We start from the raw sequence: 15,113 nt of genomic DNA, 5'->3' as shown, positions 1-15,113 counted from the left end.
CCGACGGCTGACACCACGTTAACGACAATCAGTCCACCAGGTCACGTACCACCGCGTCGGCCAGGAGGCGGCCCCGGAGGGTCAGGGCGGCGCGGCCCTGCCGGTACGGCCCGGCGGCGAGGAGGCCGTCGGCGAGGTGCCGGTCCGCCGCCTTGCGGCCGGTGTCGGTGAGCAGGTCGAGGGGGATGCCGTCGACCAGGCGCAGCTCCAGGAGGATCCGCTCGACGCGGCGGTCCTCCTCGGCCAGCACCTCGCGGGCCAGCGCCGGGGTGCGCTGCTCGGCGAGGGCCTGCGCGTAGGCGGCGGGGTGCTTGGCGTTCCACCAGCGGACGCCGCCGACGTGGCTGTGGGCGCCGGGGCCCGCGCCCCACCAGTCGGCGCCGGTCCAGTACAGCTCGTTGTGGCGGCAGCGGCCCTCGGGGGCGGTGGCCCAGTTGGAGACCTCGTACCAGGAGTAGCCGGCGGCGGCGAGCGCCTCCTCGGCGATCAGGTAGCGGTCGGCGTGCACGTCGTCGTCGATCATCGGCAGTTCGCCGCGCTTGACCCGGGCGGCGAGCCGGGTGCCCTCCTCGACGATCAGCGAGTACGCGGAGACGTGGTCGGGCCCGGCGCCGATGGCGGCGTCCAGGGAGGCCCGCCAGTCGTCGTCGGACTCGCCGGGGGTGCCGTAGATGAGGTCGAGGTTGACGTGCTCGAAGCCGGCCGCGCGGGCCTCGGCCACGCAGGCCTCGGGGCGGCCCGGGGTGTGGTGGCGGTCGAGCAGCTTCAGGACGTGCGGGCGGGCGCTCTGCATGCCGAAGGAGAGCCGGTTGTAGCCGCCCTCGCGCAGTTCGGCCAGGTACGCCGGGTCGACCGACTCCGGGTTGGCCTCGGTGGTGACCTCGGCGTCCTCGGCGAGCCCGAACTCCTCGCGGATCGCGGCGAGCATCTTCACCAGGTCGCGGGCGGGCAGCAGGGTCGGGGTGCCGCCGCCGAGGAAGACGGTCCGCACCGGGAGGTCCGTGTCCCCCAGCACCTTCCGGGCGAGGCGGATCTCGGCGACCACGTTGTCCGCGTACGTGTCCTGCGAGGCGACCGCCCCGGAGGAGCGCAGCTCGGTGGCGGTGTAGGTGTTGAAGTCGCAGTAGCCGCAGCGGCTGGCGCAGTACGGCACGTGCAGGTAGAAGCCGAACGGCCGGTCGCCCAGCCCGTCGAGGGCGTGCGCGGGCAGGGAACCGTCGGACGGCACCGGATCGCCGTCGGGGAGTGCGGAGGGCATGAGCCCATTGTCCCGTACGGCGCACCCGTTCGGGCGAGCCGTACGGGACGGGGCGGCTCAGGCCTCGTTGGCGCCCGCGTACATGGCCGCCACGGCGTCCGCGTAGGTCCGCTCGACCACCGGGCGCTTGATCTTCAGGCTCGGGGTGAGCTCGCCGTGCTCGATGTCCAGGTCGCGCGGCAGCAGGTGGAACTTCTTGATCGTCTGCCAGCGCTGGAGGTCGGCGTTGACCCGCTTGACGAAGCCCTCGATCAGCTGGTGCACGGCCGGCTCGGCGGCCAGCTCGGCGTAGCTCCTGCCGGCCAGGCCGCGCTCGGCGGCCCACGGCAGGAGGACCGCCTCGTCCAGGCCGATCAGCGCGGTGCAGAAGTTGCGGCCGTTGCCGATCACCAGGATGTTGCTGACGAACGGGCAGACCGCCTTGAACTTGCCCTCGACCTCGCTGGGCGCCACGTACTTGCCGCCGGAGGTCTTGAACAGGTCCTTCTTGCGGTCGGTGATCCGCAGGAAGCCGTCCGGGGTGAGCTCGCCGATGTCCTCGGTGTGGAACCAGCCGTCCGGCTCCAGCACCTCGGCGGTCTTCTCCGGCAGGTTGTGGTAGCCGCGCATGACGCCCGGGCCGCGCAGCAGGATCTCGCCGTCCTCGGCGATCCGCACCTCGGTACCGGGCAGCGGGCGGCCCACCGTGCCGATCCGCACGTCCTCCGCGCGGTTGACGCAGGAGCCGGCGCTGGTCTCGCTCAGGCCGTAGCCCTCCAGGATCGGCACCCCGGCGCCGATGAAGAAGTAGCCGATCTCCGGGGCGAGCGCGGCGCTGCCGGAGACCGCACCGCGCAGCCGGCCGCCGAAGGCCGCCCGGATCTTCGCGTACACCAGCTTGTCGGCGAGCGCGTGCTGCGCCCGCAGGCCCAGCGGGGCCGTCTCGGTGCCGGTGGCCACCCGGCTCTCCTGGACCGCCCGGGCGTGCTCGCGGGCGACCTTCGCCGCCCACAGGAAGATCTTGTACTTGGCGCCGCCCTCGGCCCGGGCCTTGCCCGCGATGCCGTTGTAGACCTTCTCGAAGATGCGCGGGGCCGAGGCCATGATGGTCGGCCGGATCACCGGCAGGTTGTGGATGATCCGGTCCACCCGGCCGTCCACCGCCATCACGTGCCCGGTGGCGATCTGCCCGGAGATCAGCGTCTTGCCGAACACGTGCGACAGCGGCAGCCACATGAACTGCACGTCGTCGGGGCCCAGCAGTCCGCTGGCCTCCTGCGCCCGGCCCTCGTACGCCCAGCAGTCGTGCACCAGGCGCACGCCCTTGGGGCGGCCGGTGGTGCCGGAGGTGTAGATGAGGGTGGCCAGCTGCTCCTTGTCGAGCCCGTCGACGGCCTTCTCCACCGCGTCCGGGTGCTCCGCCAGGTACCGGGCGCCGCGCTCCTCCAGCTCCGCGAGGGTGAGCAGCTCCAGGCCGGCGCTCTCGGGGGCCTCGGCCGGCGCGTCGAAGAGGATCACGGTGCGCAGCTCGGGCAGCTGGTCGAGCTGCCCGACGGCCTTGGCCAGCTGGGCCGCGTTCTCGGCGAACAGCGCCCGGGACCCGGAGTCGGAGAGGATGAACGCCGTCTCGTCCGCGTTGGTGCTCGGGTAGACGGTGGTGATCGCGGCGCCCGCGCACATGGCGCCGAGGTCGGCGACGATCCATTCGAGCCGGGTCGAGGAGGCCAGGGCCACCCGGTCCTCGGGGTGGATGCCGAGTGCCATCAGGCCGGCGGCCACGGCCTTGACGCGGGTCGCGGTCTGCGCCCAGGTGAGCGAGCGCCACTGCTCGGCGCCGGGCGCGCCGTCGGCGGCCTGCTCGTCCACGGGCGAGGGGTAGCGGTAGGCCTCGGCGTTCGGGGTCAGGGCGACCCGCTCCAGGAACAGGTGGGCGACGGAGGCCGGACGCCCGGCGACGAGGTCGGACCTGCCGGAGCCGATCAGGGACTGCGCGGAACTCAACGAGGACCTCCGGGGGCGGGTGGCCGTCTGGATTGTCGCGGCGTCCGTGGGGGCGGTCGCCGGGCCCCGGTTCACCTGAACGGTACCGGTCAGTAACAAAGGGGCAATCAGCAGCCTAGGGGGAAACCGGTCATTCCGTAAGAGGGCAGCGCCCGACGGCACGCCCCCGCGCCACCGGTGCCGGACCCGTCCGTTCGGCAAAAGCCCGGCAAACCTCCGGCTCCCGCACGCCGAATGACCTGTACGACGCTACAGAACACGGAGAATTGGGGTGCGAACCCGACCGGCGACGACAAGAGTGTGCTAGTGCTGATCAGACTGCTGAGGGCGTACCTGCGCCCGTACTCCCGACCGATCACCCTGCTGGTACTGCTCCAGCTGGTGTCCACCCTCGCGGCGCTCTACCTGCCGACGCTCAACGCCGACATCATCGACGACGGCGTGGTCAAGGGCGACACCGGCTACATCCTGCGCGTCGGCGGGGTGATGATCGCCGTCACCGTCCTCCAGGCCCTGTGCTCGGTCGGCGCCGTCTTCATCGGCGCGCGCACCGCCATGGCCTTCGGCCGGGACGTCCGCGCCACCGTCTTCGACCGGGTGCAGAGCTTCTCCGCCCGCGAGGTCGGCCAGTTCGGCGCCCCCTCCCTGATCACCCGGACCACCAACGACGTCCAGCAGGTCCAGATGCTCGCCCTGATGAGCTTCACGCTCATGGTCGCCGCGCCGATCATGTGCGTCGGCGGCATCATCATGGCGCTCAACCAGGACGTCCCGCTGTCCGGCCTGCTGCTCGCCGTCATCCCCGCGCTCGGCGTCGTCGTGGTCCTGCTGGTCCGCGCACTGCGCCCCCGGTTCCGCAGCATGCAGGAGCGGATCGACACCGTGAACCGGGTCCTGCGCGAGCAGATCACCGGCATCCGGGTCATCCGCGCCTTCGTCAAGGACGACCAGGAGCAGGCCCGCTTCGCCGACGCCAACGAGGACCTCACCCAGGTCGCCCGCCAGGTCGGCCGGCTGATGTCCATCATGTTCCCCGCCGTCATGCTGGTGGTGAACGTCTCCAGCGTCGCCGTGCTCTGGTTCGGCGCCCACCGCATCGACAGCGGCGCCATGGAGATCGGCGCGCTCACCGCGTTCCTCTCCTACCTGATGCAGATCCTGATGAGCGTCATGATGGCCACCTTCATGTTCATGATGGTGCCGCGCGCCGAGGTCTGCGCCGAGCGCATCGAGGAGGTCCTCGGCACCCACAGCAGCGTCGTCCCGCCCACCGACCCCGTCCGGAAGGTGCTGCGCCGCGGCAACCTGGAACTGCGCGACGTCGACTTCCGCTACCCCGGCGCCGAGGCCCCGGTACTGCGCGCCATCGACCTCACCGCCCGCCCCGGCGAGACCACCGCGATCATCGGCTCCACCGGCAGCGGCAAGTCCACCCTGCTCGGCCTCGTCCCCCGGCTCTTCGACGCCACCTCCGGCCAGGTCCTGCTCGACGGCGTCGACGTCCGCGAACTCGCCCCCGCCGCACTCGCCGAGAACGTCGGCATCGTCCCGCAGAAGCCCTACCTCTTCTCCGGCACCATCGCCAGCAACCTCCGCTACGGCCGGCCCGACGCCACCGACGAGGAGCTCTGGCACGCCCTGGAGATCGCCCAGGCCAAGGAGTTCGTCGAGAAACTGCCCGAAGGCCTCGACGCCCCCATCGCCCAGGGCGGCGGCAACGTCTCCGGCGGCCAGCGCCAACGCCTGGCCATCGCCCGGACCCTGGTCCGCCGGCCCTCCGTCTACCTCTTCGACGACTCCTTCTCCGCGCTCGACTACGCCACCGACGCCAAGCTCCGCAAGGCCCTCGCCCGCGAGACCTCCGACGCCACCGTCCTGATCGTCGCCCAGCGCGTGTCCACCATCCGCGACGCCGACCGGATCGTCGTCCTCGACGAGGGCGCCGTCGTCGGCACCGGAACCCACCACGAGCTGATGGCCGACAACCCGACGTACCGGGAGATCGTGCTCTCCCAGCTCACCGAGCAGGAGGCGGCGTGACCACGCCCGGAAAGCCCGACCTGGACAAGGGGCAGGCCCCCGGCGGCGCCCCCACGGACACCCTGAAGAAGGACGCCCCGCCGAAGGACACCGGACTGCCCAGCGACTCCCAGGCCGCCGCCGCCCGCCGCGGCCCCGCCGGCCCCGGCCGCTTCATGGGCGGCCAGGGCACCGAGAAGTCCATGGACTTCAAGGGCTCCGGCAAGCGCGTCCTCGGCCTGCTGCGCCCCGAACGCAACACCCTGATCGGCGTCCTGCTCCTCGGCGTCATCGGCATCGGCTGCGCCGTCATCGGCCCCAAGATCCTCGGCGACGCCACCGACCTGATCTTCGCCGGCGTCGTCGGCGCCCGCTTCCAGGCCGGCACCTCCAAGGAACAGGTCGTCGACGGGCTGCGCGCCCACGGCGAGGGCGGCGTCGCCGACCTGCTCTCCTCCGTCGACTTCACCCCCGGCCAGGGCATGGACTTCGGCGCCATCGGCACCGTCCTGCTCTGGGTGCTCGGCATCTACGTCGTCTCCGCCGTCTTCGGGATCTTCCAGGGCCGACTGGCCACCCGGGCCATCCAGGCCGCCGGCTACCGGCTGCGCCAGGACGTCGAGGCCAAGCTCTCCCGGCTGCCGCTCAGCTACTTCGACAAGCAGCCGCGCGGCGAGGTGCTCAGCCGGGTCACCAACGACATCGACAACATCGGCCAGTCCATGCAGCAGACCCTCGGACAGGTCGTCAACTCGCTGCTCACCGTGGTCGGCGTGCTCGCGATGATGTTCTGGATCTCCCCGCTGCTCGCCGTGATCGCACTGGTCTCGGTGCCCGCCTCGGTGATCGTCGCCACCAAGGTCGGCAAGCGGGCCCAGCCGCAGTTCGTCCAGCAGTGGAAGTCCACCGGCCAGCTCAACGCCCACATCGAGGAGATGTACACCGGCCACACCCTGGTCAAGGTGTTCGGGCGCCAGCAGGAGTCCGCGGAGACCTTCCGCGAGCACAACGACGCGCTCTACCAGGCCAGCTACAAGGCCCAGTTCATCTCCGGCACCATCCAGCCCGCGATGATGCTGATCGGCAACCTCCAGTACGTGCTGGTCGCCGTCGTCGGCGGCCTGCGGGTGGCCAGCGGCTCGCTGTCCATCGGCGACGTCCAGGCGTTCATCCAGTACTCGCGGCAGTTCAGCCAGCCCCTCACCCAGGTCGCCAGCATGGCCAACCTGGTGCAGTCCGGCGTCGCCTCCGCCGAGCGCGTCTTCGAGCTGCTGGACGCCCCCGAGCAGAGCCCCGAACCGGCCATGCCCGAACGGCCCGACGTACTGCACGGCCGGGTCGCCTTCCAGGACGTGGCCTTCCGCTACGACCCCGAGAAGCCGCTCATCGAGGACCTCTCGCTCAAGGTCGAACCCGGGCAGACCGTCGCCATCGTCGGCCCCACCGGCGCCGGCAAGACCACCCTGGTCAACCTGCTGATGCGGTTCTACGAGGTCAGCTCCGGACGGATCACCCTCGACGGCGTGGACATCGCCGCGATGTCCCGCGAGGAACTGCGCTCCGGCATCGGCATGGTGCTCCAGGACACCTGGCTGTTCGGCGGCACCATCGCCGACAACATCGCCTACGGCGCCGAGTCGGCCACCCGCGAGCAGGTCGTCGAGGCCGCCAGGGCCGCCCACGTCGACCGCTTCGTGCGCACCCTGCCGGACGGCTACGACACCGTCATCGACGACGGGGGCACCAACGTCAGCACCGGCGAGAAGCAGCTGATCACCATCGCCCGGGCCTTCCTCGCCCAGCCGTCCATCCTGGTCCTGGACGAGGCGACCAGCTCCGTCGACACCCGCACCGAGGTGCTGATCCAGCGGGCCATGGCCCGGCTGCGCACCGGCCGCACCAGCTTCGTGATCGCCCACCGGCTCTCCACCATCCGGGACGCCGACGTGATCCTGGTGATGGAGAACGGCTCGATCGTCGAGCAGGGCTCGCACGACGAGCTGATCGCCGCCGACGGCGCCTACGCCCGGCTCTACCAGGCACAGTTCGCCGAGGCCGCGGTCGAGATGGACTGACGTCCGGCCGACCGGAGGGCCGGGGCGGGGACTTCCCGCCCCGGCCCTTCGCTTCGCGGACACCGCGCGCTACGTTGGGCCCGTGATCGACGACCAGGCCCCGGACCGCCCGGACACCCCTGCCGCCCCCGGCACCGCCGCCGCCCCCGGTACTCCCGCTGCCTCCGGTACTCCGCGGACGCCGGACGCCTTCGAGGCGAACCGCCGCTACCTGGGCTCGGTCGCCTACCGGCTGCTCGGCTCGTTCACCGACGCCGAGGACGTCCTCCAGGACGCCTGGCTGCGCTGGCGGGCCGCCGACCGCTCCGCCGTCGCCGACCCCCGCGCCTTCCTCACCACCGTCGTCACCCGGCTCTGCTACGACCAGCTGGGCTCCGCCCGGGCCCGCCGCGAGGCCTACTACGGCGAGTGGCTGCCCGAGCCCGCCGTCACCTACACCACCGGCCCCGACTCCCCCGCCGAACTGGCCGAACGCGGCGAGTCCGTCTCGCTCGCCCTGCTGGCCGTCCTGGAACAGCTCACCCCCGCCGAACGGGCCGCCTTCGTGCTGCACGACGTCTTCGCGGTCGGCTTCGAGGAGATCGCCGCCTCCCTGGAACGCACCCCCGACGCCGCCCGCCAGCTCGCCTCCCGGGCCCGCCGCCGGGTCCGCGACGGCGGCCGCGCGCAGGACGCCGCCCGGCGCACCGGCGGGACCGACCGGGCCGAGCACCGCCAGGCCGTCGAGGCCTTCGCCGCCGCCAGCACCCGCGGCGACATCCTCGCCCTGATGGAGGTCCTCGACCCCGACGTGGTCTGGCACTCCGACGGCGGCGGCATCGTCCGCGCCGGAGTCCGCCCGATCCACGGCGCCGACCGGGTCGCCCGGATGGTGGCCGGCCTGGTCGCCAAGTGGTTCACCCCCGACACCGCCACCACCACCGCGCTGGTCAACGGCGAACCCGGACTGGTCTGGTACGACCGGGCCACCGGCACGGTCGGCGGCGTCCTCGCCTTCACCGTGGCCGACGGGCGGATCGCCGAGGCGCACGTCGTGGTCAACCCCGAGAAGCTCGCCCGGGTCCCCGCCGTGGAGCTGTGACACGGGTCACCGTCACACCCCGGCCGGCTGCGTCGTCCCCTTCCCGAACAGCGCTCCACCGGAGCGCCCTCGCGAGGAGGCGGACGAGATGAGCAGCACCACCACCGGGCAACGGATCGTCGTACTGGGCGCCGGGTACGCCGGGCTCACCGCGGCCAAGGGCGCCGGCCGGCACCACGACGTCACCCTGGTCGCCCCCGAGGAGCGGATCCTGCACCGCATCCGCCAGCACGAGACCGCGGCCGGCCGCGGCCGCGACTGGCCCACCGTCGGCGAGCTCACCCGCGGCGGCCGGATCACCCACCGCCGGGCCCGGGCCGTCGGACTCGACCCGGCCGCGCGCGAGGTCCGGCTCGACGACGGCACCACCCTCGGGTACGACACCCTGGTCCACGCCCTCGGCAGCCGCACCGCCTGGCACGCCGTCCCCGGCGCCGAACAGCTCGCCTACCCGGCGGAGCGCGCCGCCGAGCTGCGCCGCCGGATCGACACGGCCGACCCGCCCGGCACCCTGGCCGTGGTCGGCGGCGGCGCCACCGGCATCGAGCTGGCCACCGAACTCGCCGAGGCCCACCCCTCCTGGCAGGTGCGGATCGTCGCGTCCGGCCTGGTCGGCGGCGTCTACTCGGCCAAGGGCCGGGCCCACGTCCGGCGCGTCCTCGCCCGGCTCGGCGCGAGCGTCCACGAGCACACCACCGTCACCGAGGTCACCCCGGACGGGCTGCGCACCACCGCCGGCCCGATCGGGGCCGACCTCGTCGTCTGGGCCGCCTCGCTGGAGCCGCACCCACTGGCCGCCGAGGCCGGACTGGCCGTGGACGAGCGCGGCCGGGCCGTGGTGGACGACCACCTGCGGTCGGTCTCCCACCCGGACGTCCATGTGATCGGCGACGCCGCCGCGGTCACCGTCCCCGGCATCGGCACCCTGCGGATGGGCTGCGCCACCGCCCTGCCGCAGGGCCAGTACCTCGGCAGGCTGCTGGACGGGCGCACCGAGGGGCCGTTCTCGTTCCGGTACCAGGTGCAGTGCGTGAGCCTCGGCCGGCGGGACGGGCTGCTCCAGGTGGTCCGCCCGGACGACTCGATGCGGCCCACCGTGTTCACCGGCACCGCGGGTCGACTGGCGAAGGCGGCGATCGTCGCCGTGGTCCTCAACAGCCTGAAGTAGGCCCGCCGGAACGCCGGCCGGGGGCGGAGTGCTCCAGGGGGCCCCGGAAACGCCGGAAGGGCCCGGGCGGGTGCCCGGGCCCTTCCGGCATGCGTCGCCGCCGTGCCGCTACTTCTTGTCCTTCGGCGTCTCGGCGTCGGTGGACAGCGCGGCGATGAAGGCCTCCTGCGGGACCTCCACACTGCCGACCATCTTCATCCGCTTCTTGCCTTCCTTCTGCTTCTCCAGCAGCTTCCGCTTACGGGAGATGTCACCGCCGTAGCACTTGGCGAGGACGTCCTTGCGGATCGCGCGGACCGTCTCACGGGCGATCACCCGGGAGCCGATGGCCGCCTGGATCGGCACCTCGAACTGCTGGCGGGGGATGAGCTTCTGCAGCTTGCCGGCCATCATCACGCCGTAGCTGTAGGCCTTGTCCTTGTGCACGATCGCGGAGAACGCGTCCACCGGGTCGCCGTGCAGCAGGATGTCGACCTTCACCAGCTGGGCGGCCTGCTCGCCGATGGGCTCGTAGTCCAGCGAGGCGTAGCCGCGGGTCTTGGACTTCAGCTGGTCGAAGAAGTCGAAGACGATCTCCGCGAGCGGCAGGGTGTAGCGCAGCTCGACCCGGTCCTCGGAGAGGTAGTCCATGCCCTGGAGGTTGCCGCGGCGGGACTGGCAGAGCTCCATGATCGCGCCGACGAACTCGTTCGGCGCCAGGATGGTGCCGCGCACGACCGGCTCGAACACCTCGGAGATCTTGCCGGTCGGGAACTCGCTGGGGTTGGTGACGGTGTGCTCGGTGCCGTCCTCCATCACCACCCGGTAGACCACGTTCGGGGCGGTGGAGATCAGGTCGAGGTTGAACTCGCGCTCCAGGCGCTCCCGGATGATCTCCAGGTGCAGCAGGCCCAGGAAGCCGCAGCGGTAGCCGAAGCCGAGCGCGACCGAGGTCTCCGGCTCGTACACCAGCGCGGCGTCGTTGAGGCGCAGCTTGTCCAGGGCGTCGCGCAGCAGCGGGTAGTCCGAGCCGTCCAGCGGGTACAGGCCGGAGAACACCATCGGGCGCGGGTCCTTGTAGCCGCCGAGCGGCTCGGTGGCGCCCTTGTGCATCGAGGTGATCGTGTCACCGACCTTGGACTGCCGGACGTCCTTCACACCGGTGATGATGTAGCCCACCTCGCCGACGCCGAGGCCGTCCGCGACCTTCGGCTCGGGCGAGATGACGCCGATCTCCAGCAGCTCGTGGGTGGCGCCGGTGGACATCATCGCGATGCGCTCGCGCTTGGTGAGCTGGCCGTCCACGACACGGACGTAGGTGACCACGCCGCGGTACGAGTCGTACACCGAGTCGAAGATCATCGCGCGGGCCGGGGCGTCCTTGACGCCGACCGGGGCCGGGACGGTGTTGACGATGTGGTCCAGCAGGTCCTCGACGCCCAGGCCGGTCTTGGCGCTGACCTGGAGCACGTCGGACGGGTCGCAGCCGATGATGTGGGCGATCTCGGCGGCGTACTTCTCCGGCTGGGCGGCCGGGAGGTCGATCTTGTTGAGGACCGGGACGATCGTGAGGTCGTTCTCCAGCGCCAGGTACAGGTTGGCGAGGGTCTGCGCCTCGATGCCCTGGGCCGCGTCGACCACCAGGATGGTGCCCTCGCACGCGGCGAGGGAACGGGACACCTCGTACGTGAAGTCCACGTGGCCGGGGGTGTCGATCATGTTGAGGATGTGCGTCGCCCCGGCGTTCGGGCCGGTCTTCGGCGCCCACGGGAGGCGGACCGCCTGCGACTTGATGGTGATGCCGCGCTCACGCTCGATGTCCATGCGGTCGAGGTACTGGGCACGCATCTGCCGGGGGTCGACGACGCCGGTGATCTGCAGCATCCGGTCTGCGAGCGTCGACTTGCCGTGGTCGATGTGGGCGATGATGCAGAAGTTGCGGATCAGCGCCGGGTCGGTACGGCTGGGCTCTGGCACATTGCTGGGGGTCGCGGGCACCTTGGTCCGATTCTCCGTTGGTCCGGGGCCGGGGGTGTCCGGATCATCGCTGACCGGTTTCCCGGGGACCGGACAGTCTCGTCCGATCGAAATAGTTCCTCCCATCTTCCCACGACTGCGGCCCGGGGCACCGTCCGGGAGTCTCCCGGGCACCCGGGGCGGTCCCCGTGGGCGCCGGGGAAGCTCCTCGCGGGCGTCGGAGGCGGCGCTCGCGGGCTTCCGGGTGCGGTCCTCGCGCGGGCCCGGGGGCGGTCCTCGCGGGCGCCCGGTTTGGGGCGGGCAGCGGGCCCCTGGTAGCGTGGGCTGCTGCACCTGGCCTCGGCATGCCCTCTCAGCTTGACCGAAGGCCGCCGGCTGCAACCCCGTTCACAATCTTTAGACAGACTGAGGCTCCTTCGTGGCGAACATCAAGTCCCAGATCAAGCGCAACAAGACCAACGAGAAGGCGCGCCTGCGCAACAAGGCCGTCAAGTCCTCGCTGAAGACCGCTCTGCGCAAGGCCCGTGAGGCCGCTGCCGCCGGCGAGACCGAGAAGGCCACCGAGCTGGCCCGCGCCGCCTCCAAGGCGCTGGACAAGGCCGTGAGCAAGGGCGTCATCCACGCCAACCAGGCCGCCAACAAGAAGTCGGCCATCACCAAGCGCGTCAACACGGCCGTCCAGGCCTGACGCCCCCGGGGGCGGTGACCCCCATCGCTTCGGGACGACCCGGCCCTCTACCCGGACCCCCGAGGCGCGCGAGACTCGCACCGTACGCGGCCTGCGTTCGCCACGCGGGTGCGGTGCAACCAAGCAGTGCGACAGGCGTCGCAGTCGGCCTCCTCCCCGGAGACCACTGCGGCGCCTGTCGCGTTCCGCGGTCCGGCCGCTATGGTCGGTCGGGTCCGTTCGAGGTTCGGTTCGAGGTGCGGGGAGCACCCCGGCGCCAGGTCCAGGGGGAACTTCCATGACGACGCCACCGCCGCCACCGGCACCGAACGGACCGGGGTACGGCTTCCCGCAGCAACCGGGCGGGGGCGCGCAACCGGTACCGGGCGCCCCGGGGCCCGCGGGCGCGGGCGGCTTCGGACCGCCGCCGGGGCTGCCCACCGCGCCCGGCCTGCCCGCCACCCCGGGCCCCGGACGGAGCGGGAACCTGCGGCGCAACGCCGTCTGGGCGTTCGTCGGCGCGGTGATCGTCTCGGTCGGCTGGGCCGCCGCGGTGATGACCGTCCCCGGCCTGGTCACCAGCCAGTCCTCCCCGCGCGACCTGCGCGGCTACCGGCTCTCCGACGACTTCTGCACCACCGGGAAGCCCACGAAGATCCTCCAGACGTACTCCGTCTCGGACACCTCCAAGCCGACCCACCACACCGATCGGCACCCGGCGCTGGACAGCATGAACTGCTCGATGTCGCTCAAGCGCACCGGCGGCACCAGCGACAGCGAGTACGCCAACCTCTACATGCGCGTCGACCTGCACAAGGCGGTCAACCCGGCGCCCGAGCTGGAGGCCAACAAGGAGCTCTACCGGGCGCGCGGCTACCAGGTCACCGACATCGCGGGGCTCGGCGAGGAGGCGTACTTCCTGTACAAGGACGACGGCTCGGACCAGTACCACAGCGTCTACGCCGAGCTGGACATCCGCGACGGCGGGATGACGTACTACGTCACCTACTCGGCCAGCTACACCGAGGGCAAGGGCAAACCGCCGTCCAAGGACGAGCTGCGCGGCGCCCTCCAGTCGGACGGGCAGGACGCCCTCCGGGCCATGAAGAAGTAGGCCGGACCGCTCGCACCGCCGCCCCGCGCCGCCAGTGGACGGACCATCGGCGGGCGGGCCGTCGGTGGGCGGGCCCCGTCAGTGGGCGGCTGTCAGTAGGCGGGCCGGGAGCCGGCCCGGGATGCCCGGGCGACGGCGACCACCGCGTGCTCCAGGGCGAAGGCCGGGTCGTCCGATCCACCCTTGACGGCGGCGTCGGCCTGGGCGATCGCGGTCAGCGCGGTGGCCACCCCGTCGCCCGTCCAGCCGCGCATCTGCTGGCGGACCCGGTCGACCTTCCACGGCGGCATGCCCAGCTCGCGGGCCAGGTCGCCCGGGCGCATGTTCCGCCCGGCGCTCGCCAGCCGGCCGATGCTGCGCACCCCGGAGGCCAGCGCGTAGGTGATGCCGGTCGGCGGCTGGCCGACGGCCAGCGCCCAGCGCAGCCGCTCCAGCGCCTCCGCGGCCCGGCCGGTGACCGCCAGGTCCGCCACCTCGAAGCCGGTCGCCTCGGCCCGTCCGCTGTAGTAGCGGGCCACCACCGTCTCGTCGATCGCGCCCTCGACGTCCGAGGTCAGCTGGTGGCAGGCGGCGGCCAGCTCGCGCAGGTCACTTCCGAGCGCGTCCAGCAGCGCCTGGCAGGCCTCCGGGGTCGCGGAGCGGCCCAGGGTGCGGAACTCGCCCTTGACGAAGGCCAGCCGCTCGCTCGCCTTGGCCAGCTTGGCGCAGGCCACCTCACGCCCGCCGGCCTTGCGCCCGGCGTCCAGCAGGCCCTTGCCCTTGGCGCCGCCGGCGTGCACCAGCACCATGATCACTTCCTCGGCCGGCGCCTCGATGTACGCCTTGACCTCCTTCACCGAATCGGCGGAGAGGTCCTGTGCGGCCCGGACCACGATCACCTTGCGCTCGGCGAACAGCGACGGCGTGGTCAGCTCGGCCAGGCTGCCGGGCTGCAGGCCGCCGGGCGGCAGGTCCCGCACGTCGGTGTCCGGGTCCGCCGCCTTCGCCGCCGCCACCACCTGGGCGACCGCGCGGTCCAGCAGCAGCTCCTCCTGGCCGACCGCGAGGGTCAGCGGGGCGAGCAGGTCGTCGGGTGCACTCTTCCTGGCCATCGCCTACCAGCATCCCACGGGCCGCGGACACTCCCGCCCGACGGAGCGGGCGGCCCGACCTGGACAATGGCCGGGTGAGCGAGAACCAGACCACCGACCTCCCGGACGTCGACGACCCGTACGCCCGGCAGCTGCTCGTCCTGCCCGACCGCGACACCGCCCAGGAGGCGGCCGAGGAACTCGGCGCCACCCAGCCCGACCTCGGCGAGCTCGAAGTCGTCCGCGACGCGCTCGCGGGCGAGGACGACGCCGAGGACGCCCAGTGGCTGGTCGTCGCCGAGGCCCCGGAGAGCGGCTGGACCCCCGCCCTGCTGCACGCCCTCGACACCCTCGCGACCGGCTACGAGGGCTGGCGCGAGGAGGCCTGAGGCCCGCGCCAGGCACCCGGCACCCCGGCACCTTCCGGGCCGGCTCGACCACTGCGGCGAGCCGGCCCCTGCCGTCGGCGCCCCCGTCCGCCCAGCCCGGCGGCAGCACCGTCGCGGTGATCGGATCAGGGTCGGGAACAGCTCGGCGAAGACGTTCTCGGTCAGCGAGACCACGGCCGGCGAGGCGTTCAGCGCGACGGACGCGCACAAGGCGACGGAGGCGTCGCCCTCGGCCGGCAGCGGGGGGGGGGGGGCGGGGGCGGGGCGGCGCCCCCGCCCCCAACAGGCCGAGGTTGCCGGGGGGGGGGGGCGAGGAGCCGGGGGGGGGAGGATTAA

11 protein-coding genes are annotated in these 15,113 nt (G+C 72.5%); 7 read left to right on the top strand and 4 right to left on the bottom strand.

Features of this window, described 5'->3' with window-relative positions:
• Positions 1 to 28: 28 nt before the first annotated feature.
• The gene (hemW, locus tag ACWGJO_RS14160) at positions 29 to 1,258 is read right to left on the bottom strand and encodes a radical SAM family heme chaperone HemW (protein ID WP_452178215.1); all 1,230 of its coding nucleotides are present in this window, start codon (positions 1,256 to 1,258) and stop codon (positions 29 to 31) included.
• Positions 1,259 to 1,315: 57 nt separating this feature from the next.
• The gene (locus ACWGJO_RS14155; RefSeq protein ID WP_359903070.1) at positions 1,316 to 3,238 is read right to left on the bottom strand and encodes an AMP-dependent synthetase/ligase; all 1,923 of its coding nucleotides are present in this window, start codon (positions 3,236 to 3,238) and stop codon (positions 1,316 to 1,318) included.
• Between the two features lie 306 nt (positions 3,239 to 3,544).
• On the opposite strand from ACWGJO_RS14155, the gene ACWGJO_RS14150 reads away from it, so the two are divergent.
• From ACWGJO_RS14150 to ACWGJO_RS14135, 4 genes are all read left to right on the top strand, one after another.
• Positions 3,545 to 5,278: an ABC transporter ATP-binding protein gene (locus ACWGJO_RS14150; RefSeq protein WP_452183647.1), complete on the top strand. Its 1,734-nt coding sequence runs from the start codon at positions 3,545 to 3,547 to the stop codon at positions 5,276 to 5,278.
• Positions 5,279 to 5,433: 155 nt separating this feature from the next.
• Positions 5,434 to 7,332 (top strand): ABC transporter ATP-binding protein, encoded by a 1,899-nt coding sequence (locus tag ACWGJO_RS14145; protein WP_452183717.1) that lies wholly within the window; start codon positions 5,434 to 5,436, stop codon positions 7,330 to 7,332.
• A gap of 82 nt (positions 7,333 to 7,414) precedes the next feature.
• Complete coding sequence (sigJ, locus tag ACWGJO_RS14140; protein ID WP_452183645.1) at positions 7,415 to 8,413, top strand: RNA polymerase sigma factor SigJ; 999 nt, start codon at positions 7,415 to 7,417, stop codon at positions 8,411 to 8,413.
• An 88-nt stretch (positions 8,414 to 8,501) separates the two neighbouring features.
• Positions 8,502 to 9,581, top strand: coding sequence for an NAD(P)/FAD-dependent oxidoreductase (locus tag ACWGJO_RS14135; protein WP_452183642.1), 1,080 nt, complete (start codon positions 8,502 to 8,504; stop codon positions 9,579 to 9,581).
• A 108-nt stretch (positions 9,582 to 9,689) separates the two neighbouring features.
• On the opposite strand, the gene lepA is transcribed toward ACWGJO_RS14135, so the two are convergent.
• On the bottom strand, positions 9,690 to 11,558 hold the full coding sequence (lepA, locus tag ACWGJO_RS14130; protein ID WP_359903081.1) for a translation elongation factor 4: 1,869 nt from the start codon (positions 11,556 to 11,558) through the stop codon (positions 9,690 to 9,692).
• Between the two features lie 397 nt (positions 11,559 to 11,955).
• On the opposite strand from lepA, the gene rpsT reads away from it, so the two are divergent.
• Positions 11,956 to 12,225: a 30S ribosomal protein S20 gene (gene rpsT / locus ACWGJO_RS14125; protein ID WP_030309778.1), complete on the top strand. Its 270-nt coding sequence runs from the start codon at positions 11,956 to 11,958 to the stop codon at positions 12,223 to 12,225.
• Between the two features lie 277 nt (positions 12,226 to 12,502).
• A complete protein-coding gene (locus tag ACWGJO_RS14120; RefSeq protein WP_452183641.1) occupies positions 12,503 to 13,318 on the top strand; it encodes a hypothetical protein in 816 nt (271 codons plus the stop codon).
• A 92-nt stretch (positions 13,319 to 13,410) separates the two neighbouring features.
• On the opposite strand, the gene holA is transcribed toward ACWGJO_RS14120, so the two are convergent.
• Entirely contained in the window at positions 13,411 to 14,409 is a 999-nt protein-coding gene (holA, locus tag ACWGJO_RS14115; RefSeq protein ID WP_452183640.1) for a DNA polymerase III subunit delta, read from the bottom strand.
• 74 nt (positions 14,410 to 14,483) lie between these two features.
• Between holA and ACWGJO_RS14110 the strand changes: the two genes are divergently transcribed.
• Complete coding sequence (locus ACWGJO_RS14110; protein WP_359903089.1) at positions 14,484 to 14,777, top strand: hypothetical protein; 294 nt, start codon at positions 14,484 to 14,486, stop codon at positions 14,775 to 14,777.
• Positions 14,778 to 15,113 lie beyond the last annotated feature (336 nt).

It is taken from the genome of Kitasatospora sp. NPDC054795 (assembly GCF_053611565.1).
The sequence above is the reverse complement of the archived record's forward strand: the minus strand, read 5'-3'. Positions and strand labels throughout refer to the sequence as shown.